This window comes from Streptococcus sp. HMSC077F03, from assembly GCF_001812375.1.
GTDB classification, from domain to species: domain Bacteria; phylum Bacillota; class Bacilli; order Lactobacillales; family Streptococcaceae; genus Streptococcus; species Streptococcus oralis_S.
In genome coordinates, this window is record NZ_KV808752.1 from 19,923 (window position 1) to 45,393 (window position 25,471).

The following is a 25,471-nucleotide window of genomic DNA, read 5'->3' on the forward strand; positions in this document are numbered from 1 at the left end:
AAGATGACAGTACATATTATCCTCACCATGATCGCTTTAGTTCTCATTCTAGTAGGTGGAACTTGGTATGCCAAAAAACGGTTTAAAATCTCTCTTGCAGTGATGGGCTTGGGGGCAATCGCATTTTTTGTTTCTTCTCAAGTGTTAGAGAAGATGGTTCACCTTCTGGTACTCCATCCGCAAAAAGATGGAACCATTCCGCTCATGCAGGAGCAGCCTTTCTTATACGTCCTTTATGGGATTGCCATGGCTGCCCTCTTTGAAGAGACGGCCCGTTTTGTCTTTTTTAAATGGTTGGAGAAAAAGAGAAAGTTGGAAGATCGAGATGCTTGGGCTTATGGCTTAGGACATGGAGGCTTAGAGATGCTCTACCTCGGAATGGGAAGTTTGATTAGCCTTTTGATCCTCTTTTCACTAGTACAGTCATCAAATACTGATGCGGCGAATCTTCTTACAAAGAGTACATTAGAAACAGTTCAGTCTCTATCAGCATGGCAGATCTATCTACTAGGAGTTGAGCGTGTCCTTGCTCTGGTTCTCCAAATTAGCCTTACTGTCTGGGTCTATCAAAGTGTCCGTCAAAAGAAATGGATTTATCTCGTTGCTGCCTATGGATTACATGCCTTGTTCGACTTAGCTCCAGCTCTATCTCAAGTGGGCTGGATTGCGAATCCGCTTCTAGTTGAGTTTGTTCTTCTCGTAGAACTTTTAGTCTTTATCTGGCTGACAAAATTTACATTTTGGAAAAAATCATAAAAAGAGGGGAGACCTCTTTTTTTATGTAAGGATAAAACAAGCTCTTTTTATGGTCGTCAAATGTCTCTAAAAATGGTATAATGGAATGAATTTTGAAAAAGGAAGAGTGACATGTCAGTAAAAGAAAAAATGCTTGAAATCCTAGAAGGAATCGATATTCGTTTTAAGGAACCTTTGAAGACCTATACCTATACCAAGGTAGGAGGTCGAGCGGATTATCTAGTTTTGCCACGCAATCGCTATGAGATGGCCCGTGTCGTCCAATTTGCCAATCAAGAGAATATTCCTTGGATGGTGCTAGGAAATGCTAGTAATATCATCGTTCGTGAAGGTGGAATCCGTGGTTTTGTCATCTTGTGCGATAAGCTTAATAACGTTTCAGTTGATGGCTATACCATTGAAGCGGAAGCAGGAGCGAACTTGATCGAAACAACACGTATTGCCCTCCGTCATAGTTTGACTGGTTTTGAGTTTGCTTGTGGGATTCCTGGAAGCATCGGAGGAGCTGTCTTTATGAATGCGGGTGCCTATGGAGGAGAGATTGCTCATATCTTGCAGTCTTGTCAAATTTTGACCAAGGAAGGGGAAATCGAGACCTTGTCAGTCAAGGACTTGGCTTTTGGTTACCGTCATTCAGCTATTCAGGATTCTGGGGCTATTGTCTTGTCAGCTAAATTTGCCCTATCTCCAGGGAATCATCAGGTTATCAAGCAAGAAATGGACCGCTTGACGCACCTACGTGAACTCAAACAACCATTAGAATACCCATCTTGTGGTTCAGTCTTTAAGCGACCAGTGGGGCATTTTGCAGGACAGTTGATTTCAGAGGCTGGCTTGAAAGGCTATCGTATCGGTGGTGTGGAAGTATCTGAAAAGCATGCCGGTTTCATGATCAATGTTGCTGACGGAACAGCGAAAGACTACGAGGACTTGATCCAATCTGTTATTGAAAAAGTCAAGGAACACTCAGGTGTTACCTTAGAGCGAGAAGTTCGTATCTTGGGTGAGAAAGAATAAGGTTGGGGTAGAAAAGTTGCTGCTATAACCACCATTGTAAAGGGGTGAAAGCCTATCGTTAGTGAAGATGTATGTAGGCAGTTCAATCTCCTACACGAGGTAGTAGCGGTCTGACAGAGCCCTGATCTGTTAATTTACGAAGAAGAAGGAATTTAGAGGAATTGAAAAAACCAATTATTGAATTCAAAAACGTCTCTAAAGTTTTTGAAGACAGCAACACCAAGGTTCTCAAAGACATTAACTTTGAGTTGGAAGAGGGAAAGTTCTATACCTTACTAGGCGCATCTGGTTCTGGGAAATCAACCATCCTGAACATCATTGCAGGTTTACTAGATGCGACGACAGGGGATATTTTACTGGATGGGGTACGGATTAACGACATCCCAACCAACAAGCGAGACGTCCATACGGTCTTCCAATCCTATGCCTTGTTTCCACATATGAATGTGTTTGAAAATGTTGCCTTTCCGCTCCGCTTGCGTAAAATCGACAAGAAAGAAATCGAGCAACGTGTAGCGGAAGTGCTCAAGATGGTTCAGTTGGAAGGTTATGAAAAACGTTCCATCCGTAAACTCTCTGGAGGACAACGTCAGCGTGTAGCCATTGCCCGTGCCATCATCAACCAACCCCGTGTGGTCTTGTTGGATGAGCCCTTGTCAGCGCTGGACTTGAAATTGCGAACGGACATGCAGTACGAACTGCGTGAACTGCAGCAACGATTGGGGATTACCTTTGTCTTTGTCACTCACGATCAGGAGGAAGCCCTGGCTATGAGTGACTGGATTTTCGTTATGAACGATGGAGAGATTGTTCAGTCTGGAACACCTGTAGATATCTATGATGAGCCAATCAACCACTTTGTTGCCACCTTTATCGGCGAGTCCAATATCTTGCCAGGAACCATGATTGAAGACTACTTGGTTGAGTTTAACGGCAAACGCTTCGAAGCGGTCGATGGGGGGATGAAGCCAAATGAGCCAGTTGAGGTTGTCATTCGTCCAGAGGACTTGCGCATTACCCTTCCTGAAGAAGGCAAGCTCCAAGTCAAGGTTGATACCCAGCTTTTCCGTGGGGTTCATTACGAGATTATCGCCTATGACGAGCTCGGAAATGAATGGATGATCCACTCGACTCGTAAGGCCATTGTTGGCGAGGAAATCGGTCTGGACTTTGAACCAGAAGATATCCACATCATGCGTCTCAACGAAACCGAAGAAGAGTTCGATGCTCGTATCGAGGAGTACGTAGAAATCGAAGAGCAAGAAGCAGGTCTGATTAACGCGATCGAGGAGGAAAGAGATGAAGAAAACAACCTCTAAACTCTTTGTAGTGCCCTACATGCTTTGGATTGTCCTCTTTGTTCTCGCACCCTTGGTCTTGATTTTCGGTCAATCCTTTTTCAACATTGAAGGCCAATTTAGCTTAGAAAACTATAAATCCTACTTTGCGTCACAAAACTTGACCTATCTTAAAATGAGCTTCAACTCAGTCCTCTATGCAGGAATTGTGACCTTAGTAACATTGCTCATCAGCTATCCAACAGCCCTCTTTTTGACCCGTCTCAAGCACCGTCAACTCTGGCTCATGCTGATTATCCTGCCGACTTGGATCAACCTACTCCTTAAGGCCTATGCCTTTATCGGAATTTTTGGTCAAAATGGCTCTATTAACCAATTCTTGGAATTTATCGGAATCGGTTCGCAACAGTTGCTCTTTACTGATTTCTCCTTTATCTTTGTCGCAAGCTACATCGAGCTTCCCTTTATGATTTTGCCGATCTTCAATGTTTTGGACGATATGGATAACAATCTCATCAATGCCAGCTATGACCTCGGTGCTACCAAGTGGGAAACCTTCCGTCATGTCATCTTCCCTCTCTCTATGAATGGTGTGCGAAGTGGGGTTCAGTCTGTCTTTATCCCTAGCTTGAGTCTCTTCATGCTGACCCGTTTGATCGGTGGGAACCGCGTTATCACCTTGGGGACTGCCATTGAGCAGAACTTCCTGACAAATGACAACTACGGTATGGGTTCAACCATCGGTGTGATTCTCATCCTGACCATGTTCATCACCATGTGGGTGACCAAGGAAAGGAGAGAACGATGAAAAAATTTGCCAATCTCTACCTATCCTTTGTCTTTATCATCCTTTATTTGCCAATCTTTTACTTGATTGGCTATGCCTTTAATGCAGGGGATGATATGAATAGCTTTACTGGTTTTAGCTTGAGCCATTTTCAAACCATGTTTGGTGATGGTCGTCTCATGTTGATTCTCACCCAAACCTTTTTCTTGGCCTTTCTATCAGCCTTGATTGCGACCATTATCGGGACTTTCGGTGCCATTTACATCTACCAGTCTCGTAAGAAATACCAAGAAGCATTTCTATCTTTTAATAATATTTTGATGGTTGCGCCAGACGTTATGATTGGAGCCAGCTTCTTGATTCTCTTTACACAGCTTAAGTTTTCACTTGGCTTTTTGACGGTTCTATCTAGCCACGTGGCCTTTTCCATCCCTATCGTGGTCTTGATGGTCTTGCCTCGTCTCAAGGAGATGAATGATGACATGATCCATGCGGCTTATGACCTTGGTGCCAGCCAGTTTCAGATGTTTAAGGAAATCATGCTACCGTACCTGACTCCGTCTATCATTGCAGGTTATTTCATGGCCTTCACCTATTCGCTGGATGACTTTGCCGTGACCTTCTTTGTGACGGGAAATGGCTTTTCAACCCTGTCAGTCGAGATTTACTCTCGTGCTCGTAAAGGGATTTCGCTAGAAATCAATGCCCTGTCTGCCCTCGTCTTTCTCTTTAGTATTATCCTAGTTGTAGGTTATTACTTTATCTCACGTGAGAAGGAGGAGCAAGCATGAAAAAACTCTATTCATTTTTAGTAGGAATTGTAGCGATTATCCTTGTCTTATGGGGGATTGCTCATCATCTAGACAGTAAAATCAACAGTCGAGATAGTCAAAAACTGGTTATCTACAACTGGGGAGACTACATTGATCCCGAACTCTTGGAGAAATTCACAGAAGAAACTGGAATCCAAGTCCAGTACGAGACCTTTGATTCCAATGAAGCCATGTATACCAAGATTAAGCAGGGTGGAACGACCTACGACATTGCTATCCCGAGTGAGTATATGATTAACAAGATGAAGGACGAAGACCTCTTGGTTCCTCTTGATTATTCAAAAATTAAAGGAATTGAAAATATCGGACCTGAGTTCCTCAACCAGTCTTTTGACCCGGGTAATAAATTCTCCATCCCTTATTTCTGGGGGACCTTGGGAATTGTTTACAATGAAACCATGATAGATGAGGCGCCTGAGCATTGGGATGACCTCTGGAAACCAGAATACAAGGATTCTATCATGCTCTTTGATGGGGCGCGTGAGGTGCTGGGACTCGGGCTTAACTCACTCGGTTACAGTCTCAACTCAAAGGATCCTCAGCAGTTGGAAGAAACGGTAGACAAACTCTACAAACTGACTCCAAATATCAAGGCCATTGTGGCGGATGAGATGAAGGGTTACATGATCCAGAACAATGCTGCTATTGGTGTGACCTTCTCAGGAGAAGCCAGCCAGATGTTGGAGAAAAATCCTAATCTCAAGTATGTCGTTCCGACTGAGGCCAGCAATCTCTGGTTTGATAACATGGTTATTCCAAAAACTGTGAAAAACCAAGATGCAGCCTATGCCTTTATCAACTTTATGTTAAAACCCGAAAATGCTCTGAAAAATGCGGAGTATGTAGGCTACTCAACACCAAACCTACCAGCTAAGGAAATGCTCCCAGAGGAGACTCGTGAGGACAAATCCTTCTATCCAGACGCTGATACCATGAAACACCTAGAAGTTTATGAGAAGTTTGACCATAAATGGACAGGAAAATATAGCGACCTCTTCCTACAGTTTAAAATGTATCGGAAGTAGAGGTTAGCAGTTATGAAACGAATCAGTTAAGCTGGTTCGTTTTTGTGTTGGTAACTATAATTAAAAACAACTTATAAAAGTTTGACCCTAACTATGCTTTTTTGTATAATAACATATGAGAAATACAAATTTAATTAAATATAATGAGGTGTTAAATTTTATTATGGATTTAAAGTTAAACGATATTTTGAATATAAGTGAACAAAATCAATGGAAATTCAAGGTAAAATTTAATAATTGGACGGGCGAAAATCCAATTCAGACCTATTTGAGAGACGAAGAAATAATTAATAACTACAACTTATTTTGGAGAACAAATAAGCGATATTTCAATGTTGGAGATATTGTCATAAATTTCATTAAGATTGATAATAACAAATGGTTATTAACTACTATAAAAGAAGTGAGTAAGGAACTTTTTGTTACTGGAGGACAAAATTATGAAGGAATTGAACTAAAGGAATATTCAGCCCTTTTTGGTCGTCTAATTATTCGGTACAGAAAAGAATCTAGAGGTTCAGTTCTAAAGTATACAACTTGTAAGGAAAAACTTGTGATAGAGCAATTGTTATCAGATTCATTTGGAGGAGAAGAATTTCCAGGATATGATAATATTTCTTTATCTTACAAAGAATTAGAATTGATTTTACGTTTGAGAAAAAAAGATTGGATAACTGCTTTAGAAAATCAAAAAGCTGTTTATCTTATTACGGATAAGCAGAATGGTAAATTATATGTAGGCTCAGCAACTTCAAACTATGGTATGCTTTTACAACGTTGGCAATCCTATGTGGATAATGGACATGGTGGCAATAAAGAACTTAGGATTTTGGTTGAAAAACAAGGGTTGAATTACGTTAAAGAAAATTTTCAATACTCTGTATTGGAAAACTATAACGGTAAAATAGATGATAAGTTTGTTTTAAAACGTGAATCCTGGTGGAAAGAAGTTTTAAAATCTAGGGAACATGGTTATAATGCGAACTAGGAGGGAATATGAATAATCTGAATGATTGGGAAAAAGCTCGTCGAGAAGAAGAATTGAATCAAGAGCTAAAAAGACAGAATAACTTGTTGGAACAACAGAGATGGGAACAGCAATTTTCTAACCAAAAACAACAGGCAGCACTAGATGAACAAAATCGTCTTGCTTGGAAGCAGAATGAGGCATTACAGGAGAGAAATGAACTAGAACGTCAGCGCCAATGGGATGAGAAATTTAGACATGAAAGAGAGTTAGAACTACGTAAAGAGCAACAATATAAAGATAATATATTTGATTTAAAAAAACTGTGGGCCAAAGCTGAAACTGAAGATGAGAGAGGAAGAATTCAGATACTCCTAGCAGAAGCAGAAGCTGACTGGAATGAGTATTTGTTGGAGAAAGAAAGAGAAGCAGAAAGACAACGATTAGCTACAGAGCAATTTCAATTAAAACAACAGCAAGAAATAGAACAGAATGAATTATTAGAGCGTCGTAGACAGAAAATAAGTAGAATAAAGTGGTTTTTCGGAATAGCTATAAGCTTACTTTTATTAGTGATAATTGGAACTTTTTTCATAGGTATGAGCAGGTCTAAATCATCTCATAACAGTACTAAGCAATCAACTCAATCATCTAATTCAGCAACCTCCACAAGTTCTACAAAGCAAGCTTCTCTTGGTGGAAATAAATCTAAAGATAAACAAACTTCATCTACAAGTTCTGCCTCTTCTAGTTCACAGGTATCAAAAGTATATATTGGAAACTACATTGGTCGAAAAGTCTCGGCTGCTATAGATGAATTGAAGAGTAAAAAAATTACTGAGGATCATATAAAAGTTGAAGAAGAGGAAAGTGATGAATATTCTCCTGGTACAATTTTACGTCAGAGTTTGTTAGAGGGGACTTTATATGATTTGAATGATTCATCAGATATTACTTTTACTGTTGCAAAAGAGCGAACTAGTGCTACAATGCCAAATTATGCAGGTTCAAGTTTAGAGTTTACAAAAAATAATTTAACTAACATTGTAGGTATAAAAGAAGCTAATATTGAAGTAGTAGAAGTTTCCAGTGCTCCTGAGGGTACTGCTGAAGGAACAGTAGTATCTCAAACCCCAAAAGCTGGAGAGAAAGTTGATTTGAAACGTACACGAATTAAAATTTCAATTTATAAGCCCCAAAATACTCAAACATCACAAAGTAGATCTAGATAAATTAAGAGGTTAATGCAGAAGTTTATGATTCGTTGTCATCAACCTTGACGAACTCCTCCAAAAACGATATAATAAGAAAGTTGAGAATTGATTTTCAATCAACTTAGCCCAGAGAATTGGCGGTGCTGCGAGCCATCTAAGCTAGGAAATCATGCTACTCAATCAGACAATTGCATAAGAACAAGAGAATGACAAGTTCATTGAATGAAGGTGGTACCGCGGTTTTTCGCCCTTCGTGATGTGAACTTGTCTTTTGATTTTTGGAGGTGTTTATGAAGACATTTCTCGTGAAACAAAAATTTCGTCTTGGAGGCGAACGTTTTGATATCAAGGATGACAGAGGAGTAGTGAACTATCAGGTGGAGGGCTCTTTTTTCCAAATTCCTAAGACCTTTACCATCTATGACGCCTATGGTGAGCAAGTCAGTGAGATTAGTAAAGAATTTTTCACTTTGCTTCCTCGCTTTACTATCCAGTTACGAAACGGTTCCAATTTCGTCATTCGTAAGAAGTTGACTTTCTTTCGAGATAAGTATGAGTTTGATGATCTAGGGCTTCGTATCGAGGGCAATATCTGGGATTTGAATTTCAAATTGCTGGATGACCGCGACCAAGTGATTGCCGAGATTCGGAAAGAGATTTTCCATTTGACCTCAACTTACACCGTAACCGTCTATGAAGACTCTTATGCAGACCTGGTCATTTCCCTCTGTGTCGCGATTGACTATGTGGAGATGCTGGAAAGCCAATCAAATTAAACAAGTAATAAGGAGATATTATGAAACAACTATCTAGTGCTCAAGTTCGCCAAATGTGGCTTGATTTCTGGGCAAGTAAAGGCCACTCTGTAGAACCATCAGTGAGCTTGGTTCCAGTAAACGACCCAACTCTTTTGTGGATCAACTCTGGGGTAGCAACTCTTAAGAAATACTTTGACGGAACCATTATCCCTGAAAATCCACGTATTACCAATGCGCAAAAAGCCATCCGTACTAACGACATCGAAAACGTAGGGAAGACTGCGCGTCACCATACCATGTTTGAAATGTTGGGGAACTTCTCTATCGGTGATTACTTCCGTGACGAAGCCATCACTTGGGCTTACGAGCTCTTGACAAGCCCAGAATGGTTTGATTTCCCAGCTGAAAAACTTTATATGACCTACTATCCTGAAGATAAGGATTCTTACAACCGCTGGATTGAAGTAGGAGTGGATCCAAGCCACTTGATTCCAATTGAGGATAACTTCTGGGAAATCGGTGCGGGACCTTCTGGACCTGATACAGAAATCTTCTTTGACCGTGGAGAAGCATTTGACCCAGAAAATATTGGTCTTCGTCTGCTTGCAGAAGATATCGAAAACGACCGTTACATCGAAATCTGGAATATCGTTTTGTCACAATTTAACGCCGATCCTGCTGTTCCTCGTAGCGAGTACAAGGAATTGCCACACAAGAACATTGATACGGGTGCTGGTTTGGAGCGTTTGGTGGCAGTTATCCAAGGGGCTAAGACAAACTTTGAAACAGACCTCTTCATGCCAATCATTCGTGAAGTTGAGAAATTGTCAGGTAAGGTCTACGACCAAGATGGCGATAACATGAGCTTTAAGGTCATTGCGGACCATATTCGTTCTCTTTCATTTGCCATCGGTGATGGTGCCCTTCCAGGAAATGAAGGTCGTGGTTATGTTCTTCGTCGTTTGCTCCGTCGTGCTTCTATGCACGGTCAAAAATTGGGCATCAACGAGCCTTTCCTTTACAAACTCGTTCCAACTGTTGGAAAAATCATGGAAAGCTATTACCCAGAAGTGCTTGAAAAACGTGACTTTATCGAAAAAATCGTCAAGAGCGAAGAAGAGTCATTTGCTCGTACCCTTCATTCAGGTCAACACTTTGCAGAAACCATTGTAGCTGATTTGAAAGCGAAAGGCCAAACGGTTATCGCTGGTCAAGATGTCTTCAAACTCTATGATACATACGGATTCCCAGTAGAATTGACTGAAGAAATCGCTGAAGAAGCTGGGATGACTGTAGACCGTGAAGGTTTTGAAGCAGCCATGAAAGAGCAGCAAGAACGTGCGCGTGCATCAGCTGTCAAAGGTGGCTCAATGGGAATGCAAAATGAAACCCTTCAAAACATTACAGTGGAAAGTGTCTTCAACTATAATGCCAGCCAATTGCCTTCTAAGTTGGTGGCTATCGTGGCTGACAATGCAGAAGTAGAAGCTGTTTCTGAAGGAACTGCCTCTCTTATCTTTGCGGAAACTCCATTCTATGCTGAAATGGGTGGACAAGTAGCTGACCACGGTCAAATCTTGGACGCTGCTGGAAATGTCGTGGCTACTGTGATAGATGTTCAAAAAGCACCAAATGGCCAAGCTCTTCATACTGTTGAAGTTCTTGCTCCTCTTGCTTTGAACCAAGAATACACCTTGGCTATTGACAGCAATCGTCGTCACCGTGTCATGAAAAACCACACTGCGACTCACTTGCTCCATGCGGCCCTTCACAATATCCTTGGACACCATGCGACACAAGCAGGATCTCTGAACGAAGTAGAATTCCTTCGCTTTGACTTCACTCACTTCCAAGCTGTAACTCCTGAAGAGTTGCGCGCCATTGAACAGCAAGTCAATGAGAAAATCTGGGAAGCAATTGCTGTAGAAACTGTTGAGACAGATATTGACACTGCTAAAGAAATGGGAGCTATGGCCCTCTTTGGTGAGAAATACGGTAAGGAAGTTCGTGTTGTTACGATTGGTGACTACTCAGTGGAACTTTGTGGTGGTACCCACGTTGGCAACACTTCTGAGATTGGTCTCTTCAAGATTGTCAAAGAAGAAGGAATCGGATCAGGAACTCGCCGTATCTTGGCAGTAACTGGTAAGGAAGCCTTTGAAGCTTATCGCGAACAAGAAGACGCTTTGAAAGCCGTCGCATCAACCTTGAAAGCCCCTCAACTCAAGGAAGTTCCTCATAAGGTTGAAGGGCTTCAAGAACAACTCCGTCAGCTTCAAAAAGAAAATGCAGAATTGAAAGAAAAAGCCGCAGCCGCAGCCGCAGGCGATGTCTTCAAGGATGTGATGGAAGTCAACGGTCACCGTTACATTGCAAGCCAAGTTTCTGTATCAGATGCAGGCGCCCTTCGTACCTTTGCGGATAACTGGAAACAAAAAGACTACTCTGATGTGCTTGTCCTAGTTGCAGCCATCGGTGACAAAGTCAACGTTCTTGTAGCTAGCAAGAGCAAAGACATCCACGCAGGTAATTTGGTAAAAGAATTGGCTCCAATCGTTGATGGACGTGGTGGTGGTAAACCAGACATGGCCATGGCAGGAGGAAGCAACCAAGCGAAAATTCAAGAACTCTTGGATGCAGTAGCAGGTAAATTGTAAGACAATAAAGATCTATCCATTTGGGTAGGTCTTTTTGCCTACTTAAAAAGCCAAATCCGCTTGGATTTGACTTGTAACTGATAGGTTTATTTTGTTGCCCAGACACTGACTGAACCCGCTGCTACTGGAAATTCTCCATACCCTTCAGCATTGATTGTAACTTGTGCTGGATGATTTTCAAGGAGATCAACAAAAGTCTGCTCAGCCCATTCTTGACCGACAAACATGGATTTGCTGTTTTCTTGGTCATTTGAGATAAGGACAGCGATCGGGGATTGGTTTTCAGCGCCTGAACGAACCCAACCGATACAGTTGGCATCGTCAAAGTAGTCTGTTTGCTCTCCATAAGCCAAGTCTTTTCGGATGGCTAGGAGACGGTCAAGAACTTCTCTGAAATCTTGTTGAGCAAATTGCCCTGAAATGCCATAATAATCTCCGTAAAAGATACATGGAAGCCCATCTTGACGTAATAGAATAAGGGCATAGGCTGCTGGTTTAAACCATTCTTCAACAGTCGATTCGAGGGCCTGTCCTCGTTGGGTATCGTGGTTGTCTACAAAGGTCACAGCCTTATCGGGTTTTAGTTCAACCAAGCTATCTGTGAAAATGTTACGAAGGTCGTAACTTGCTCCAGCATGGCTAGCTTCAAAGAGGTTCTGGTGGAGGCGAACATCGACAAGGTCAAAACGTTCTTCTATTTTCTCGAGATAGTCTAGATTGGCTTCCTTGTCTGGGTTCCAAAATTCCCCAAAAACATAGAAATCTTGACCGTATTTTTCCTTCATATCACGAATGAAATTGCCCATAAAGAAGGAGTCGATGTGCTTAACGGCATCCAAACGGAAACCAGCTACACCAGTCGTTTCCATGAACCAGTCAGCCCAGTCATAGATGTTTTGGATGACTTCAGGGTGCTTAAAGTCTAGGTCGGCATACATGAGGTAGTCGTAGTTACCGTTTTCGTTATCGACCAATTCCTCGTTGGCCCAACCTTTATTGTCTCCTTGGATCAGGTAAATACCAGACTTACGGCGTTTGGCATCGTAGTCTGTACCTGTAAAGTGGTACCAGTGCCAGTGGAAGTCATTGTAGGTATCTTGGCGACCATCGAAAGTAAAGTGAGTCCAGCCATTGATAGTAAAGGGCTCGCTTAATTGAACGGTACGGTCCTCAGGGTCCACTTCAATAACCTGAAAGGCTTCCATGTGATCGGCAGCAGCCTTGTGATTGAGCACCACATCGGCCATAGGTTGAATTCCCTGCGCCTTTAGGGCTTGAATGGCTTGAAGATAATCTTCTTTAAACCCATACTTGGTACGGACAGTCCCTTTTTGGTGAAATTCACCTAGGTCAAAAAGATCGTAAACACCATAGCCGACATCTTTTTCGTTGGTTGCCTTGAAGGCAGGTGGCATCCAGACATGGCTGATGCCAAGGTTTGCTAGGTGCTCTGCGTCATTTGTCAGTCGCGTCCAGTGTTGGCCGTCGTGAGGCAAATACCATTCAAAGTATTGCATAAGTGTCTGATTTTGCATTGTTTTTCCTCTTGCTTATCAATGTTGTGTTTTATTCTACCATAAAGTTTAGAACTAGGCAAACGTTTGCGCAAGATTCTATACTCATTTCTGAAATTGTCTATTTTTAGCGAATAGAATCTCTCTTTCCATTATAAGGGAAAGGATGTTTTGGTGGAAAAGTAAATGGCATATACTTATTTTAACAAAAATGACACTTAGTAAACTAAAGTAAAAATGGATAAGCGGTTTCTTTTTTGAGAATTGTCACAAAATTTGATATAATAGTAGCTATGAATAGAATTAGGGTCAGCAGATGTGTTGAAAAAAAGCTAGCTAAGGGTCTAGTTCTTTTGGAAGCAAGTGATTTAACAGATATTGAACTGACGGATCAGGCAGTAGAAGTTCTTAGTCAAGACGGGAAGTTTTTAGGGAGCGCCTATCTTTCTCAACAGAATAAAGGAATCGGTTGGTTCATCAGCAAGGAAAAGGTTCGTTTCAATCAAGCCTTTTTTGAAATCCTGTTTCGTAAGGCCAAGGAAGCTAGAAAGCCTTATTATCAAGATGACTTGACCACTGCCTTTCGCCTTTTTAACCAAGAGGGGGATGGTTTTGGTGGTCTGACTGTTGATCTCTATGGAGATTATGCTGTCTTTTCTTGGTACAATTCCTTTGTTTACCAGATTCGTGTGCTGATCATAAATGCTTTTAAGGAAGTTTTCCCTGAGGTCTTGGGGGCTTATGAAAAGATTCGTTTTAAAGGTCTAGACTACGAGTCTGCCTCTGTTTATGGTGAGGAAGCGCCAGATTACTTTACTGTTCTTGAGAATGGCGTGCTCTATCAAGTCTTTATGAATGATGGCTTGATGACAGGGATTTTCCTAGACCAGCATGAGGTTCGTGGGAGTCTGGTTGACGGTCTAGCCATGGGCAAATCCTTGCTCAATATGTTCTCCTATACGGCTGCCTTTTCAGTTGCTGCAGCTATGGGAGGCGCGAGTGAGACGACTTCTGTCGACTTGGCCAAACGGTCTAGAGAGCTGTCAGAAGCTCATTTTCAGGCAAATGGACTCAGCACGGACAATCATCGTTTTATCGTTATGGATGTCTTTGAGTACTTCAAGTATGCCAAGCGAAAAGGCTTGACCTATGATGTGATTGTTCTTGATCCGCCAAGCTTTGCCCGCAATAAAAAACAAACATTCTCTGTAGCTAAGGACTATCACAAGTTGATTTCCCAGAGTCTAGAGATTTTAAATCCGGGAGGGATTATCATTGCCAGTACCAATGCTGCCAATGTTTCCCGCCAGAAATTTACAGAACAAATTGATAAAGGTTTTGCAGGAAGAAGGTATCAGGTCTTGAACCAATACGGACTTCCAGCAGACTTTGCCTATAATAAAAAAGATGAAAGCAGTAATTACCTCAAGGTGATTAGTATGAAGGTTAGTAGATGAAATTAATCGTTTCAGTAATGCCAAGAAGTTTAGAAGAAGCGCAAGAACTGGATGCCACTAGGTATGAAGATGCCGATATCATTGAGTGGCGTGCGGACTTTCTTACAAAGGACGCTATTTTACAGGTAGCACCCGCTATCTTTGAGAAATTTGCAGGACGCGAACTTGTCTTTACCCTTCGGACCCGCGCTGAGGGAGGAGAAATCGAACTTTCCTCAGAAGAGTATGTTCAAATCATTAAGGAAGTTACTCAGCTTTATCAGCCGGATTATGTAGATTTTGAGTATTTCAGCTACAAGGACGTTTTTGAGGAAATGTTGGATTTTCCAAATCTTGTTTTGAGTTACCATAATTTCCAGGAGACACCTGAAAACATGATGGAAATTTTGTCTGAGTTGACCAGTCTCTCTCCGAAAGTGGTCAAGGTATCAGTTATGGCTCATACGGAGCAGGATGTTTTAGACCTGATGAATTACACTCGAGGATTTAAAACACTCAATCCTGAGCAAGAGTACGTGACCATTTCCATGGGGAAAATGGGCAAGGTATCACGCATTACTTCAGATGTGACGGGTTCGAGTTGGTCATTTGCTAGTCTGGATGAAGCGAGTGCCCCAGGTCAGATTTCGCTATCAAACATGAAGAAAATCAGGGAGATTTTGGATGAAGCTTGATGGCTATACACGTTTAGCTGCAGTTGTTGCCAATCCCATCAAACACTCTATTTCGCCCTTTATCCACAATAGGGCCTTTGAGGCGACAGCTATTAATGGTGCCTATGTAGCTTGGGAGATTGAAGCGGGTGATTTGGCAGAAACAGTCGCCAATATTCGCCGTTACCAGATGTTTGGCATCAACCTGTCTATGCCTTACAAGGAGCAAGTGATTCCTTATCTGGATGAGTTGAGTGATGAGGCTCGTTTGATTGGGGCAGTCAACACAGTTGTTAATCAAGACGGAACGTTAATTGGATATAATACAGATGGCAAGGGATTTTTTAAGAGCTTGCCTTCTTTTACAATCTCGGATAAGAAAATGACCATTCTGGGCGCAGGTGGTGCGGCCAAATCCATTTTAGCTCAGGCTATTTTGGATGGCGCCAGTCAGATTTCAGTCTTTGTTCGTTCAGTTTCCATGGAAAAAACAAGACCTTACCTAGACAAGTTGCAGGAGCAAACAGGTTTTAAAGTGGACTTGTATGCTTTAGAAGATCTTTCTGAACTCCAATCAAGGATTGCCGAGTCGGACCTGCTCGTCAATGCGACCAGTGTAGGGATGGATGGCAAATCATCCCCAGTTCCTGAAAGCATAGTCTTACCAAAAACTCTCTTGGTCGCAGATATCATTTACCAACCCTTTGAGACGCCCTTTTTGAATTGGGCTAGAAGTCAGGGCAATCCAGCCGTCAATGGCCTGGGGATGTTGCTCTATCAAGCTGCTGAAGCTTTTCAACTGTGGACAGGTAAAGAAATGCCGACAGATGAGATTTGGCAGTCCTTAACAGAAAAATATAAATAGTGAAAAGGAGACCCTACTATGAAAATCAGAATCGATATTCCGCATCATCCTTATGATATTCAAATTGAAAAAGGTTGTCTATCGCAAGCAGGTCAGTGGTTGCGAGAACTCTGGCAACCGCAAAAAGTGGTTATCGTGACTGATAACCATGTAGCCTCTCTCTATGCAGAGAGGGTCAAACTCAGCCTAGAAGATGCTGGTTTTCAGGTAGCCGTTTTTGACTTTTTAGAAGGCGAAGAACGAAAAAATTTAACCACTGTTCAGAAGGTCTATGAATTTCTAGTCAAGCAAGGTTTAACTCGTAGCGATGGGATTGTGGCTCTTGGTGGAGGTGTTGTTGGGGATCTGGCTGGTTTTGTAGCCTCTACCTATATGCGGGGCATTCACTTTGTTCAGATTCCGACTAGTTTGACTGCCCAGGTTGATTCTTCTATCGGTGGAAAGACAGGTGTCAATACTCCTTTTGCTAAAAATATGGTGGGAACTTTTGCCCAACCAGATGGGGTTCTGATTGATCCGCTTGTCCTTGAAACGCTTGGAAAAAGAGAGTTGATTGAAGGAATGGGTGAGGTTATCAAGTACGGCTTGATTGAGGATCCAGAACTGTGGGCTCTCTTAACGGACCTGGATGGTTCTGTTGAGAGTATACTGGAACATGCGGAGACTTTGATTGAACATTCTTGTCAGGTGAAGCGCAAGATGGTGGTCGAGGATGAGTTGGATAACGGTGTTCGGCTTTACCTCAACTTTGGACACACTATTGGCCACGCCCTTGAAGCAACAGCTGGTTACGGCAAGGTCATGCATGGTGAGGCTGTGGCTATGGGCATGGTTCAGATTTCCAAGGTTGCTGAGGGAAAAGGCCTCATGCCAGAAGGAATAACCCAGTCCATTAGAGAGATGTGCCAGAAATTTGGCTTGCCTGTTGACTATGAAAACTGGGATGTTGACAAGCTTTATCAGGCTCTTACTCATGACAAGAAAGCGCGTGGCAACACCTTGAAATTGGTCTTGGTACCAGAGCTTGGTTCAGCGAGCATTCACCCAGTTTCTCTGGAAGAGATGAAAGACTACTTGGTAAAATAAGGAGAACGTATGAGATATTTAACTGCAGGAGAATCACACGGCCCCCGTCTGACGGCTATCCTTGAAGGAATTCCAGCTGGACTTCCTTTGACAGCTGAGGATATCAATGAGGATCTGAAACGCCGTCAGGGTGGCTACGGTCGTGGTGGTCGTATGAAGATTGAGAGTGACCAGGTTGTCTTTACTTCGGGCGTTCGTCACGGGAAGACGACAGGGGCTCCCATTACCATGGATGTCATCAATAAGGACCACCAGAAATGGCTGGATATCATGTCTGCGGAGGACATTGAAGACCGCCTGAAAAGCAAGCGGAAAATCACTCATCCTCGCCCAGGACATGCCGATTTGGTTGGGGGCATCAAGTACCGTTTTGATGACTTACGAAATTCCTTGGAGAGGTCATCTGCCCGTGAAACCACCATGCGAGTAGCTGTTGGGGCAGTAGCCAAACGTCTCTTAGCTGAACTGGATATGGAGATTGCCAACCATGTCGTGGTCTTTGGTGGCAAGGAAATCGATGTACCTGAAAATCTGACAGTGGCTGAGATTAAGGAACGAGCTGCCCAGTCTGAAGTTTCTATTGTCAACCAAGAGCGGGAACAGGAAATCAAGGACTATATTGACCAAATCAAACGTGACGGTGATACCATCGGTGGGGTTGTAGAGACAGTCGTCGGAGGCGTTCCAGTTGGCCTTGGCTCCTATGTCCAATGGGACAGAAAATTGGATGCGCGATTGGCCCAAGCAGTTGTTTCTATCAATGCCTTTAAAGGGGTGGAATTTGGTCTTGGATTTGAAGCTGGTTACCGCAAAGGCAGCCAAGTTATGGATGAAATTCTCTGGTCTAAAGAAGACGGCTATACTCGTCGTACCAATAATCTAGGTGGTTTTGAAGGTGGTATGACCAATGGGCAACCAATTGTTGTTCGTGGAGTTATGAAACCCATTCCCACTCTTTACAAACCACTTATGAGTGTGGATATCGAAACCCACGAACCTTACAAGGCAACCGTGGAGAGAAGTGATCCGACCGCTCTGCCAGCAGCTGGGGTAGTCATGGAAGCTGTTGTAGCAACGGTTCTGGCGCAAGAAATCCTTGAAAAATTTTCATCGGACAACCTAGAGGAATTAAAAGAAGCGGTAACCAAACACCGTGAGTATACAAAGAACTATTAAGGAGTTCCTATGGCAAAAACCATCTATATCGCAGGTCTCGGTTTGATTGGTGCCTCGATGGCGCTTGGTATCAAACGCGATCATCCTGATTATGAAATTCTAGGTTATAATCGCAGTCAGGCTTCTAGAGATATTGCCTTGGAGCGGGGGATGATTGACCGTGCGACGGATGATTTTGCCAGTTTTGCTCCTCTGGCAGATGTCATCATCTTGACCTTGCCAATCAAGCAGACCATTGCTTTTATTCAGGAGTTGGCAGGTTTGAACTTGAAAGAAGGCGTCATTATCTCGGATGCGGGCTCAACCAAGGCTGCCATTGTGGAAGTGGCGGAGGAATATTTGGCTGGCAAGTCAATTCGTTTTGTCGGGGCTCATCCCATGGCTGGTAGCCACAAGACAGGAGCTGCCTCTGCCGATGTTAATCTCTTTGAAAATGCCTACTATATCTTTACTCCATCTAGCTTGACCACTCCAGAAACCCTTTCAGAAATGAAGGACCTACTTTCAGGCCTCCATGCTCGTTTCATTGAAATTGATGCCAAGGAGCACGATCAAGTAACTTCACAGATTAGCCATTTTCCCCATATCTTGGCATCAGGTCTCATGGAACAAACAGCAGTTTATGCTCAAGAACATGAGATGGCAAGACGCTTTGCGGCGGGTGGATTTCGAGATATGACTCGCATTGCGGAAAGCGAGCCAGGTATGTGGACTTCTATTCTCTTGTCTAACCGTGAGACTATTCTAGAGCGAATTGCGGATTTCAAGGAACGCTTGGAAGCGATTGGTCAGGCCATCAGCAGGGGAGATGAAGAGCAAATCTGGAACTTTTTCAACCAAGCGCGTGCGCAACGTCAGGCCATGGAAATACATAAGCGTGGTGGTGTGGATAGCTCTTACGACCTCTATGTCGATGTTCCCGATGAAGAAGATGTCATCTTGCGAATTTTGGAATTGCTACGTGGGACTTCTTTGGTTAATATCCACATCAACGAAGAAAACCGTGAGGATATTCACGGTATTCTACAAATTTCCTTTAAAAATGCTCAAGATTTAGAACGAGCTGAACGCTTAATTACAGAAAATACGGACTATACAGTCGTCATCAAATAAGGAGAAAATCATGTCAAATATTTACGATAGTGCAAATGAACTTAGCCGCGGGTTACGCGAATTACCAGAATACAAGGCGGTCAAGGTAGCAAAAGATGCCATCCAAGCTGATGAACAAGCTAGCAAGATTTTTGCAGACTACCTTGCTTTCCAACAAGAAATCCAAGTCATGGCGCAAACGGGACAAATGCCAGACGCCTCTTTCCAAGAAAAGATGCAGTCTTTCAGTAAGCAAATCCAAGAGAACGCTCTTTTGTCAGATTTCTTTGCCAAACAGCAACAATTGTCCATTTACCTTTCGGACATTGAGAAAATTGTCTTTGAACCTGTTTCAGAATTATTGAAATAGTATTTTATCTGTATAAAAGCCAGAAATTTCAGGAATTTCTGGCTTTTTTGTGATAAAATAAGAAAAAGTATTGCAAGTATGAGGTCAACTATGAAACTAAAAACAAACATTCGCCACTTACATGGCAGTATCCGGGTTCCAGGTGACAAGTCTATCAGCCATCGTTCGATTATTTTTGGAAGTTTGGCTGAGGGCGAGACTAAGGTTTATGATATTCTGCGTGGAGAGGATGTGCTTTCAACCATGCAGGTTTTTCGTGATCTTGGTGTAGAAATTGAGGATAAAGATGGGGTTATCACCATTCAAGGTGTTGGCATGGATGGCTTAAAAGCGCCACAAAATGCCTTGGATATGGGGAATTCTGGCACCTCGATTCGCCTGATTTCAGGTGTCCTTGCTGGTGCAGACTTCGAAGTAGAGATGTTCGGAGACGACAGTCTTACTAAACGTCCTATGGACCGTGTGACGATTCCATTGAAAAAAATGGGCGTCAGTATTTCAGGGCAAACTGAGCGAGACCTGCCCCCTCTTCACTTAAAAGGGACGAAAAAACTTACACCTATTCACTATGAGTTGCCAATCGCCTCTGCTCAGGTCAAGTCAGCCTTGATGTTTGCAGCCTTGCAGGCTCAGGGGGAGTCCGTTATTATCGAGAAAGAATGTACTCGTAACCACACCGAAGATATGTTGCAGCAATTTGGTGGCCATTTAAGTGTGGATGGCAAAAAAATCACAGTTCAAGGACCACAAAAACTGATCGGACAAAAGGTAGTTGTTCCAGGAGATATTTCCAGTGCAGCCTTTTGGTTGGTCGCAGGTTTGATTGTTCCAAACTCTAGTGTGGTGCTGCAGAATGTGGGGATTAACGAAACTCGTACTGGTATTATTGATGTCATTCGCGCCATGGGTGGAAAACTAGAAATAACTGAAATCGATCCTGTCGCTAAATCAGCAACCTTGACTGTCGAGTCTTCAGACTTGAAAGGAACAGAGATTGGTGGAGCCTTGATTCCCCGCTTGATTGATGAATTGCCTATTATTGCCCTTTTAGCGACACAAGCGCAAGGTGAAACAGTCATTAAGGATGCTGAGGAACTCAAGGTAAAGGAAACAGACCGCATTCAGGTGGTGACAGATGCCTTAAATAGCATGGGGGCGGATATCACTCCTACAGCAGACGGGATGATTATCAAAGGAAAATCAAGACTTCATGGCGCTAGAGTCAATACCTTTGGTGACCATCGAATTGGAATGATGACAGCCATCGCAGCCCTCTTGGTTGCTGATGGAGAAGTGGAGCTTGACCGTGCAGAAGCCATCAACACTAGCTATCCTAGCTTCTTTGATGATTTGGAGAGCTTGATTCATGGCTAAGGTATTACTCGGATTTATGGGGGCAGGCAAGTCGACAATTGCTAGAGGCTTGGACCCAGACTATATCGATATGGATGCCTTAATCGAGGAACGTTTGGGCATGTCCATTGCGGATTTCTTCGCTGAAAAAGGAGAAGTGGCCTTTCGTCAAGTAGAGTCAGAAGTTCTAGCTGACTTACTAAAAACGGACCGAGTTGTGTCAACTGGCGGAGGAGTCGTCATTTCTCAGAGAAATCGTGACTTGCTCAAAACCAATCCTGAAAACATCTACCTAAAAGCAGATTTTGAAACCCTCTACCAACGTATCGCAGCTGATAAGGACAATCAGCGCCCACTATTTCTAAATAATAGTAAGGAAGAACTGGCAGCTATTTTCAAAGAAAGACAAGCTTGGTATGAGGAAGTAGCCAGTCGGGTTTTGGATGTAACCAAGTTAAGCCCAGAGGAAATTACAGAGGAACTGAGATGAAAATTGCCTATCTAGGTCCCAAGGGATCTTTTTCGCATCATGTTGTGCAAACGGCTTTTCCACATGAGGAACTAGAGCCTTTTTCAAATATTACAGACGTTATCAAGGCCTATGAACAGGGATTGGTAGACTATTCAGTAGTACCAGTTGAAAACTCCATTGAGGGAAGTGTGCATGAAAGCTTGGATTATCTTTTTCATCAGGCTCGCATCCAAGCAGTTGCAGAAATCGTTCAGCCCATTCACCAGCAGTTGATGGCGGTTCCCGGTCAGTCAAAAATTGAGAAAATTTTTTCTCATCCTCAGGCTCTGGCTCAAGGAAAGAGATTCATCGACAAAAACTATCCAGAGGCCAAAATTGAGGTAACCGCCAGTACAGCCTATGCAGCTCGCTTTATTTCAGAACATCCAGATCAGCCTTATGCAGCTATTGCTCCTAAAAGTTCAGCTGAAGAATATGGCTTGGAATTGATTGCAGAGGATATTCAGGAAATGGAAGCCAATTTCACACGTTTTTGGGTGTTAGGGGCAGAGATGCCGAAGATTCCTTTGAACTCACAAGCTGAAAAAATGAGTTTGGCCTTGACCTTACCAGACAACCTACCTGGTGCTCTTTACAAGGCACTTTCGACCTTTGCTTGGAGAGGGATTGACTTAACAAAGATTGAAAGTCGCCCCCTTAAAACAGCCTTGGGAGAATACTTTTTCATTATCGATGTAGACTATAGTGACAAAGAACTGGTTCATTTTGCAAGACAAGAACTAGAAGCTATTGGAATCCAGCACAAGATCCTGGGAACCTACCCGATTTTTACCATAACTGATATAGAAAAGGAGAGTCAATGAGCAAAGAAAATCCTTTAAGTCATCACGAGCAGTTACGTTATGACTATCTCTTCAAAAATATTCATTACCTCAACGACCGTGAACGGAGGGAGTTTGATTATCTGCAACAGAAAATGGCAGGTCCCAAGTCTGAAGTTCACCCTTCCTACCAAGAAGAAAAAGAAGAAACTTGGGGTAGAGATATTGATCTTCCGACCTACGGCAGTAGAAGCCGGTCTAAGAAACGTGAAAAGGTAGCTCCTCAACCTAAAGTCAAAAAGAAAAAGAGAAGAATTCGCTTCAAACGAATACTGACTTGGTTCTTGCTGTTGATTACTTGTGTGCTTGCAGGGATGATTTTCATGTTTCTTAGAGGGTTCCAGTCAGCAGCCAATCCAACAAATAAGCCAGCTGACGCCAAGGCAGCTCAAGTAGAGGTCTTTAACGGTCAGGATACCAAAGATGGTGTGAATATTTTAGTCATGGGGACAGATGGCCGTATCGGTCAAAATAGTGCAGAAACCCGTACTGACACGATCATGGTGCTGAATGTTAGTGGATCGGATAAGAAGATTAAACTAGTCAGCTTTATGCGTGACAACTTAGTGTATATCGACGGGTACAGTAAGATTGTAAATGGCCAGAAACAGACGGATAACAAACTAAATGTTGCCTACGAACTTGGGGAACAAGAAGGGCAAAAAGGTGCTGAAATGGTCCGCAAGGTTCTAAAAGACAACTTTGATTTGGATATTAAGTACTATGCCCTGGTCGACTTCCAGGCTTTTGCAACAGCTATTGATACCCTCTTCCCTGACGGAGTAACGATTGATGCTCAATTCTCAACATTGAATGGTCAACCTTTGACAGAAGCCACAGTTGGAGACGACCTTCATGCAACAGAGACTGAGTCACCAACCCAAACCATCAAAGTTGGAAAACAGCAGATGAATGGATCCACCTTGCTGAACTATGCTCGCTTCCGTGATGATGATGAGGGAGACTATGGCCGTACCAAACGTCAGCAACAAGTCATGTCAGCTGTTCTTGAGCAAATCAAAGATCCAACCAAGCTCTTTACGGGGTCAGAGGCACTTGGAAAAGTCTTTGGCATGACATCAACAAATCTACCATATAGCTTCTTGTTGACCAATGGCTTATCTGTCCTAGAAGGTGCTCAAAATGGCATTGAAAGACTCACCGTCCCAGAACTTGGTGACTGGGTAGACGCTTATGATATCTATGGTGGACAAGGACTTCTAGTTGATCAAAATAAATATCAGACCAAACTCGCCCAAATGGGAATGAGATAGAATACTATAAAAAAATCAAAGTTTGAATCACAAGTGAAAAAGTGGTTTAGGCTTTGATTTTTCTTAGTATCTGATGGATTTTTAGGGCTTTTTTATGGTATAATAAAACGATATAACTCGTTATTGGACAGAAGAGGAGAGACATGAGTGATTTGAAAGCGATTCAGGCTCGTAGTCTGGAAATGGCTGAATATTTCGTCGCATTTTGTAAAGAACATGATTTGTTGTGCTATCTCTGTGGTGGAGGAGCCATTGGCGCCCTTCGTAATAAGGGCTTCATTCCTTGGGATGATGATCTAGACTTTTTTATGCCACGTAAGGACTATGAAAAATTAGCAGAACTGTGGCCACGTTATGCAGACGAGCGTTATTTCTTGTCAAAGAGTAACAAAGATTTTGTAGACCGTAACCTTTTTATTACCATTCGTGACAAGGAAACTACTTGTATCAAGCCTTATCAGAAGGATTTGGATTTACCACACGGTTTGGCCTTGGATGTTTTACCATTGGATTATTATCCTAAAAATCCAGCTGAGCGTAAGAAACAGGTTCGTTGGGCCCTGATTTATTCACTCTTTTGCGCCCAAACTATCCCAGAAAAGCATGGTGCAGTCATGAAATGGGGAAGTCGTATCTTACTCGGCCTGACTCCAAAATCTCTACGTTATCGCATTTGGAAAAAAGCTGAAAAAGAAATGACCAAGTATAGTCTGGCTGAGAGCGATGGAATTACGGAATTATGCTCAGGTCCCGGCTACATGCGAAACAAATACCCAATCGCGTCTTTTGAAGACAATCTTTTCTTGCCATTTGAAGGAACTGAGATGCCCATCCCAGTAGGCTATGATGCCTATCTCAGCACTGCTTTTGGGGACTATATGACACCGCCACCAGCGGACAAGCAAGTACCGCATCATGACGCCATTATAGCAGACATGGACAAGAGTTATACAGAGTACAAGGGAGAATATGGAGCATGATGGGAGAAAAAATAAGCGTTATCGTTCCAGTCTACAATGTAGAGGCTTATCTGGAGCGATGTGTGGAGTCGATTCTTCAACAGACTTATGCCCATTTTGAGTTAATCCTAATCAATGATGGTTCTACTGATTCTAGTGGACAGATCTGTGATCACTTAGCGTCTCAGTATGAGAATATCAAGGTTTATCATATCGAAAATGCTGGTGTTTCAAATGCTAGAAATATGGGAATTCAGCTAGCAACGGGTTCTTGGGTTACCTTTATTGATAGCGATGATTTCGTTACCCAAGATTACCTAGCTACTTTAGCAAGTGCAGTTGAAGGGTTGAATGTAGGCTTTGTTATTGCTCCTCTGCACCATATCAAAAACGGCATTGTAACTGATATACCTCCACATTCAGGAAAAACAGAACTCTGGTCAACAGAAGAAACCATGAAGGAACTACTGATGACTACCAGAACGTCATTTTTTCCAGTTGCAAAACTGTTTAAGAGAGACCTGCTAGCGTATGAAAAGTTTAATACCAACTATCACCTAGCTGAAGATGCTCTATTTTTAACTGAATTGCTACTAAAGACAAGATGCAGTTGCGTATTTATTGACAAACCTGTTTATTATTATGATCATCGTGAGGGAAGTGCAACAACATCTGTTAATCGATATGTATTTGACACGATAGAAGTTTATCAGCAAATAATTGCTCAAGTTTCACAAGCCTTCCCTAATTTAAAATACGAATTAATAAATAGAGAATGTTGGTCGTACATCACAGTTTACGATAAAATTATCTTTACTTCACGTGAAGAGTATCAAAAGGAGAAAGCCGAGCTGAGGACTTGGATTGTTCAGCACCGACGCGAAATATGGAAAGATGCTTATTTCACCACTTTTCGCAAGGTAGCTATCCTTTCACTTGTCATTTCTCCATGGCTATATAAGAAAATTGTTGGATTAAAAAACTAATATCATGAGAAGGAGTTGAAA

24 protein-coding genes are annotated in these 25,471 nt (G+C 42.5%); 23 read left to right on the forward strand and 1 reads right to left on the reverse strand.

Translation table 11 applies throughout. The features are described from left to right. Window positions 1–3: 3 nt before the first annotated feature. From HMPREF2853_RS00675 to alaS, 10 genes are all read left to right on the forward strand, one after another. A complete protein-coding gene (locus HMPREF2853_RS00675; RefSeq protein WP_000215874.1) occupies window positions 4–756 on the forward strand; it encodes a YhfC family intramembrane metalloprotease in 753 nt (250 codons plus the stop codon). A 111-nt stretch (window positions 757–867) separates the two neighbouring features. After that, window positions 868–1,773, forward strand: a complete 906-nt coding sequence (gene murB / locus HMPREF2853_RS00680; protein WP_000111591.1) for a UDP-N-acetylmuramate dehydrogenase — start codon at window positions 868–870, stop codon at window positions 1,771–1,773. Window positions 1,774–1,934: 161 nt separating this feature from the next. Continuing rightward, on the forward strand, window positions 1,935–3,092 hold the full coding sequence (locus HMPREF2853_RS00685) for an ABC transporter ATP-binding protein (RefSeq protein WP_000742901.1): 1,158 nt from the start codon (window positions 1,935–1,937) through the stop codon (window positions 3,090–3,092). Continuing rightward, window positions 3,073–3,879, forward strand: a complete 807-nt coding sequence (locus tag HMPREF2853_RS00690; RefSeq protein ID WP_000754122.1) for an ABC transporter permease — start codon at window positions 3,073–3,075, stop codon at window positions 3,877–3,879. Before HMPREF2853_RS00685 ends, HMPREF2853_RS00690 begins: the two co-directional genes overlap by 20 nt. Next, complete coding sequence (locus HMPREF2853_RS00695) at window positions 3,876–4,649, forward strand: ABC transporter permease (protein WP_070534580.1); 774 nt, start codon at window positions 3,876–3,878, stop codon at window positions 4,647–4,649. The genes HMPREF2853_RS00690 and HMPREF2853_RS00695 overlap by 4 nt, the downstream gene beginning before the upstream one ends. Continuing rightward, window positions 4,646–5,716, forward strand: a complete 1,071-nt coding sequence (locus HMPREF2853_RS00700) for an ABC transporter substrate-binding protein (protein WP_070534583.1) — start codon at window positions 4,646–4,648, stop codon at window positions 5,714–5,716. Before HMPREF2853_RS00695 ends, HMPREF2853_RS00700 begins: the two co-directional genes overlap by 4 nt. Window positions 5,717–5,879: 163 nt before the next feature. Further along, complete coding sequence (locus HMPREF2853_RS00705; RefSeq protein WP_042902115.1) at window positions 5,880–6,704, forward strand: GIY-YIG nuclease family protein; 825 nt, start codon at window positions 5,880–5,882, stop codon at window positions 6,702–6,704. 8 nt (window positions 6,705–6,712) lie between these two features. After that, window positions 6,713–7,915, forward strand: a complete 1,203-nt coding sequence (locus tag HMPREF2853_RS10195; RefSeq protein ID WP_033606103.1) for a PASTA domain-containing protein — start codon at window positions 6,713–6,715, stop codon at window positions 7,913–7,915. Between the two features lie 272 nt (window positions 7,916–8,187). Then, entirely contained in the window at window positions 8,188–8,673 is a 486-nt protein-coding gene (locus HMPREF2853_RS00715; RefSeq protein WP_000847083.1) for an LURP-one-related/scramblase family protein, read from the forward strand. A 20-nt stretch (window positions 8,674–8,693) separates the two neighbouring features. Continuing rightward, window positions 8,694–11,312, forward strand: coding sequence for an alanine--tRNA ligase (gene alaS, locus HMPREF2853_RS00720; protein WP_070534585.1), 2,619 nt, complete (start codon window positions 8,694–8,696; stop codon window positions 11,310–11,312). Window positions 11,313–11,398: 86 nt separating this feature from the next. On the opposite strand, the gene HMPREF2853_RS00725 is transcribed toward alaS, so the two are convergent. Then, window positions 11,399–12,847 carry an alpha-amylase gene (locus tag HMPREF2853_RS00725; protein ID WP_070534587.1) on the reverse strand — a complete coding sequence of 483 codons (1,449 nt, stop codon included), beginning with the start codon at window positions 12,845–12,847 and terminating at the stop codon, window positions 11,399–11,401. A 272-nt stretch (window positions 12,848–13,119) separates the two neighbouring features. Here HMPREF2853_RS00725 and HMPREF2853_RS00730 point away from each other — a divergent pair, with 272 nt between their 5' ends. The 13 genes from HMPREF2853_RS00730 to HMPREF2853_RS00790 all read left to right on the forward strand — a co-directional run bounded on the left by HMPREF2853_RS00730 (window position 13,120) and on the right by HMPREF2853_RS00790 (window position 25,450). Beyond that, the gene (locus HMPREF2853_RS00730; protein WP_070534589.1) at window positions 13,120–14,283 is read left to right on the forward strand and encodes a class I SAM-dependent rRNA methyltransferase; all 1,164 of its coding nucleotides are present in this window, start codon (window positions 13,120–13,122) and stop codon (window positions 14,281–14,283) included. After that, entirely contained in the window at window positions 14,280–14,957 is a 678-nt protein-coding gene (gene aroD / locus HMPREF2853_RS00735; protein ID WP_000767778.1) for a type I 3-dehydroquinate dehydratase, read from the forward strand. The genes HMPREF2853_RS00730 and aroD overlap by 4 nt, the downstream gene beginning before the upstream one ends. Continuing rightward, window positions 14,947–15,801 carry a shikimate dehydrogenase gene (locus HMPREF2853_RS00740; protein WP_070534591.1) on the forward strand — a complete coding sequence of 285 codons (855 nt, stop codon included), beginning with the start codon at window positions 14,947–14,949 and terminating at the stop codon, window positions 15,799–15,801. The genes aroD and HMPREF2853_RS00740 overlap by 11 nt, the downstream gene beginning before the upstream one ends. An 18-nt stretch (window positions 15,802–15,819) precedes the next feature. Beyond that, entirely contained in the window at window positions 15,820–16,887 is a 1,068-nt protein-coding gene (aroB, locus tag HMPREF2853_RS00745) for a 3-dehydroquinate synthase (RefSeq protein WP_070534593.1), read from the forward strand. Between the two features lie 9 nt (window positions 16,888–16,896). Beyond that, entirely contained in the window at window positions 16,897–18,063 is a 1,167-nt protein-coding gene (gene aroC / locus HMPREF2853_RS00750; protein WP_070534594.1) for a chorismate synthase, read from the forward strand. A 9-nt stretch (window positions 18,064–18,072) separates the two neighbouring features. Beyond that, window positions 18,073–19,176: a prephenate dehydrogenase gene (locus tag HMPREF2853_RS00755; protein WP_049490172.1), complete on the forward strand. Its 1,104-nt coding sequence runs from the start codon at window positions 18,073–18,075 to the stop codon at window positions 19,174–19,176. 10 nt (window positions 19,177–19,186) lie between these two features. Further along, a complete protein-coding gene (locus tag HMPREF2853_RS00760; RefSeq protein ID WP_044020548.1) occupies window positions 19,187–19,525 on the forward strand; it encodes a YlbF/YmcA family competence regulator in 339 nt (112 codons plus the stop codon). A 90-nt stretch (window positions 19,526–19,615) separates the two neighbouring features. Beyond that, the gene (gene aroA / locus HMPREF2853_RS00765) at window positions 19,616–20,899 is read left to right on the forward strand and encodes a 3-phosphoshikimate 1-carboxyvinyltransferase (RefSeq protein ID WP_000769892.1); all 1,284 of its coding nucleotides are present in this window, start codon (window positions 19,616–19,618) and stop codon (window positions 20,897–20,899) included. Further along, window positions 20,892–21,368 (forward strand): shikimate kinase, encoded by a 477-nt coding sequence (locus HMPREF2853_RS00770; protein ID WP_001151357.1) that lies wholly within the window; start codon window positions 20,892–20,894, stop codon window positions 21,366–21,368. The genes aroA and HMPREF2853_RS00770 overlap by 8 nt, the downstream gene beginning before the upstream one ends. Further along, the gene (pheA, locus tag HMPREF2853_RS00775) at window positions 21,365–22,213 is read left to right on the forward strand and encodes a prephenate dehydratase (protein WP_070534595.1); all 849 of its coding nucleotides are present in this window, start codon (window positions 21,365–21,367) and stop codon (window positions 22,211–22,213) included. Before HMPREF2853_RS00770 ends, pheA begins: the two co-directional genes overlap by 4 nt. After that, on the forward strand, window positions 22,210–23,505 hold the full coding sequence (locus tag HMPREF2853_RS00780; RefSeq protein ID WP_049501396.1) for an LCP family protein: 1,296 nt from the start codon (window positions 22,210–22,212) through the stop codon (window positions 23,503–23,505). Before pheA ends, HMPREF2853_RS00780 begins: the two co-directional genes overlap by 4 nt. A gap of 143 nt (window positions 23,506–23,648) precedes the next feature. Then, window positions 23,649–24,485 carry a LicD family protein gene (locus HMPREF2853_RS00785; protein ID WP_070534596.1) on the forward strand — a complete coding sequence of 279 codons (837 nt, stop codon included), beginning with the start codon at window positions 23,649–23,651 and terminating at the stop codon, window positions 24,483–24,485. After that, the gene (locus tag HMPREF2853_RS00790; protein WP_002881752.1) at window positions 24,482–25,450 is read left to right on the forward strand and encodes a glycosyltransferase family 2 protein; all 969 of its coding nucleotides are present in this window, start codon (window positions 24,482–24,484) and stop codon (window positions 25,448–25,450) included. The genes HMPREF2853_RS00785 and HMPREF2853_RS00790 overlap by 4 nt, the downstream gene beginning before the upstream one ends. Window positions 25,451–25,471 lie beyond the last annotated feature (21 nt).

Bases quoted from the DNA above. Each gene is read 5' to 3' on its own strand.
- HMPREF2853_RS00675 (WP_000215874.1), top strand. From the start codon at position 4: ATGACAGTACATATTATCCTCACCATGATCGCTTTAGTTCTCATTCTA.
- murB (WP_000111591.1), top strand. From the start codon at position 868: ATGTCAGTAAAAGAAAAAATGCTTGAAATCCTAGAAGGAATCGATATT.
- HMPREF2853_RS00690 (WP_000754122.1), top strand. From the start codon at position 3,073: ATGAAGAAAACAACCTCTAAACTCTTTGTAGTGCCCTACATGCTTTGG.
- HMPREF2853_RS00695 (WP_070534580.1), top strand. From the start codon at position 3,876: ATGAAAAAATTTGCCAATCTCTACCTATCCTTTGTCTTTATCATCCTT.
- HMPREF2853_RS00700 (WP_070534583.1), top strand. From the start codon at position 4,646: ATGAAAAAACTCTATTCATTTTTAGTAGGAATTGTAGCGATTATCCTT.
- HMPREF2853_RS00705 (WP_042902115.1), top strand. From the start codon at position 5,880: ATGGATTTAAAGTTAAACGATATTTTGAATATAAGTGAACAAAATCAA.
- HMPREF2853_RS10195 (WP_033606103.1), top strand. From the start codon at position 6,713: ATGAATAATCTGAATGATTGGGAAAAAGCTCGTCGAGAAGAAGAATTG.
- HMPREF2853_RS00715 (WP_000847083.1), top strand. From the start codon at position 8,188: ATGAAGACATTTCTCGTGAAACAAAAATTTCGTCTTGGAGGCGAACGT.
- alaS (WP_070534585.1), top strand. From the start codon at position 8,694: ATGAAACAACTATCTAGTGCTCAAGTTCGCCAAATGTGGCTTGATTTC.
- HMPREF2853_RS00725 (WP_070534587.1), bottom strand. From the start codon at position 12,847: ATGCAAAATCAGACACTTATGCAATACTTTGAATGGTATTTGCCTCAC.
- HMPREF2853_RS00730 (WP_070534589.1), top strand. From the start codon at position 13,120: ATGAATAGAATTAGGGTCAGCAGATGTGTTGAAAAAAAGCTAGCTAAG.
- aroD (WP_000767778.1), top strand. From the start codon at position 14,280: ATGAAATTAATCGTTTCAGTAATGCCAAGAAGTTTAGAAGAAGCGCAA.
- HMPREF2853_RS00740 (WP_070534591.1), top strand. From the start codon at position 14,947: ATGAAGCTTGATGGCTATACACGTTTAGCTGCAGTTGTTGCCAATCCC.
- aroB (WP_070534593.1), top strand. From the start codon at position 15,820: ATGAAAATCAGAATCGATATTCCGCATCATCCTTATGATATTCAAATT.
- aroC (WP_070534594.1), top strand. From the start codon at position 16,897: ATGAGATATTTAACTGCAGGAGAATCACACGGCCCCCGTCTGACGGCT.
- HMPREF2853_RS00755 (WP_049490172.1), top strand. From the start codon at position 18,073: ATGGCAAAAACCATCTATATCGCAGGTCTCGGTTTGATTGGTGCCTCG.
- HMPREF2853_RS00760 (WP_044020548.1), top strand. From the start codon at position 19,187: ATGTCAAATATTTACGATAGTGCAAATGAACTTAGCCGCGGGTTACGC.
- aroA (WP_000769892.1), top strand. From the start codon at position 19,616: ATGAAACTAAAAACAAACATTCGCCACTTACATGGCAGTATCCGGGTT.
- HMPREF2853_RS00770 (WP_001151357.1), top strand. From the start codon at position 20,892: ATGGCTAAGGTATTACTCGGATTTATGGGGGCAGGCAAGTCGACAATT.
- pheA (WP_070534595.1), top strand. From the start codon at position 21,365: ATGAAAATTGCCTATCTAGGTCCCAAGGGATCTTTTTCGCATCATGTT.
- HMPREF2853_RS00780 (WP_049501396.1), top strand. From the start codon at position 22,210: ATGAGCAAAGAAAATCCTTTAAGTCATCACGAGCAGTTACGTTATGAC.
- HMPREF2853_RS00785 (WP_070534596.1), top strand. From the start codon at position 23,649: ATGAGTGATTTGAAAGCGATTCAGGCTCGTAGTCTGGAAATGGCTGAA.
- HMPREF2853_RS00790 (WP_002881752.1), top strand. From the start codon at position 24,482: ATGATGGGAGAAAAAATAAGCGTTATCGTTCCAGTCTACAATGTAGAG.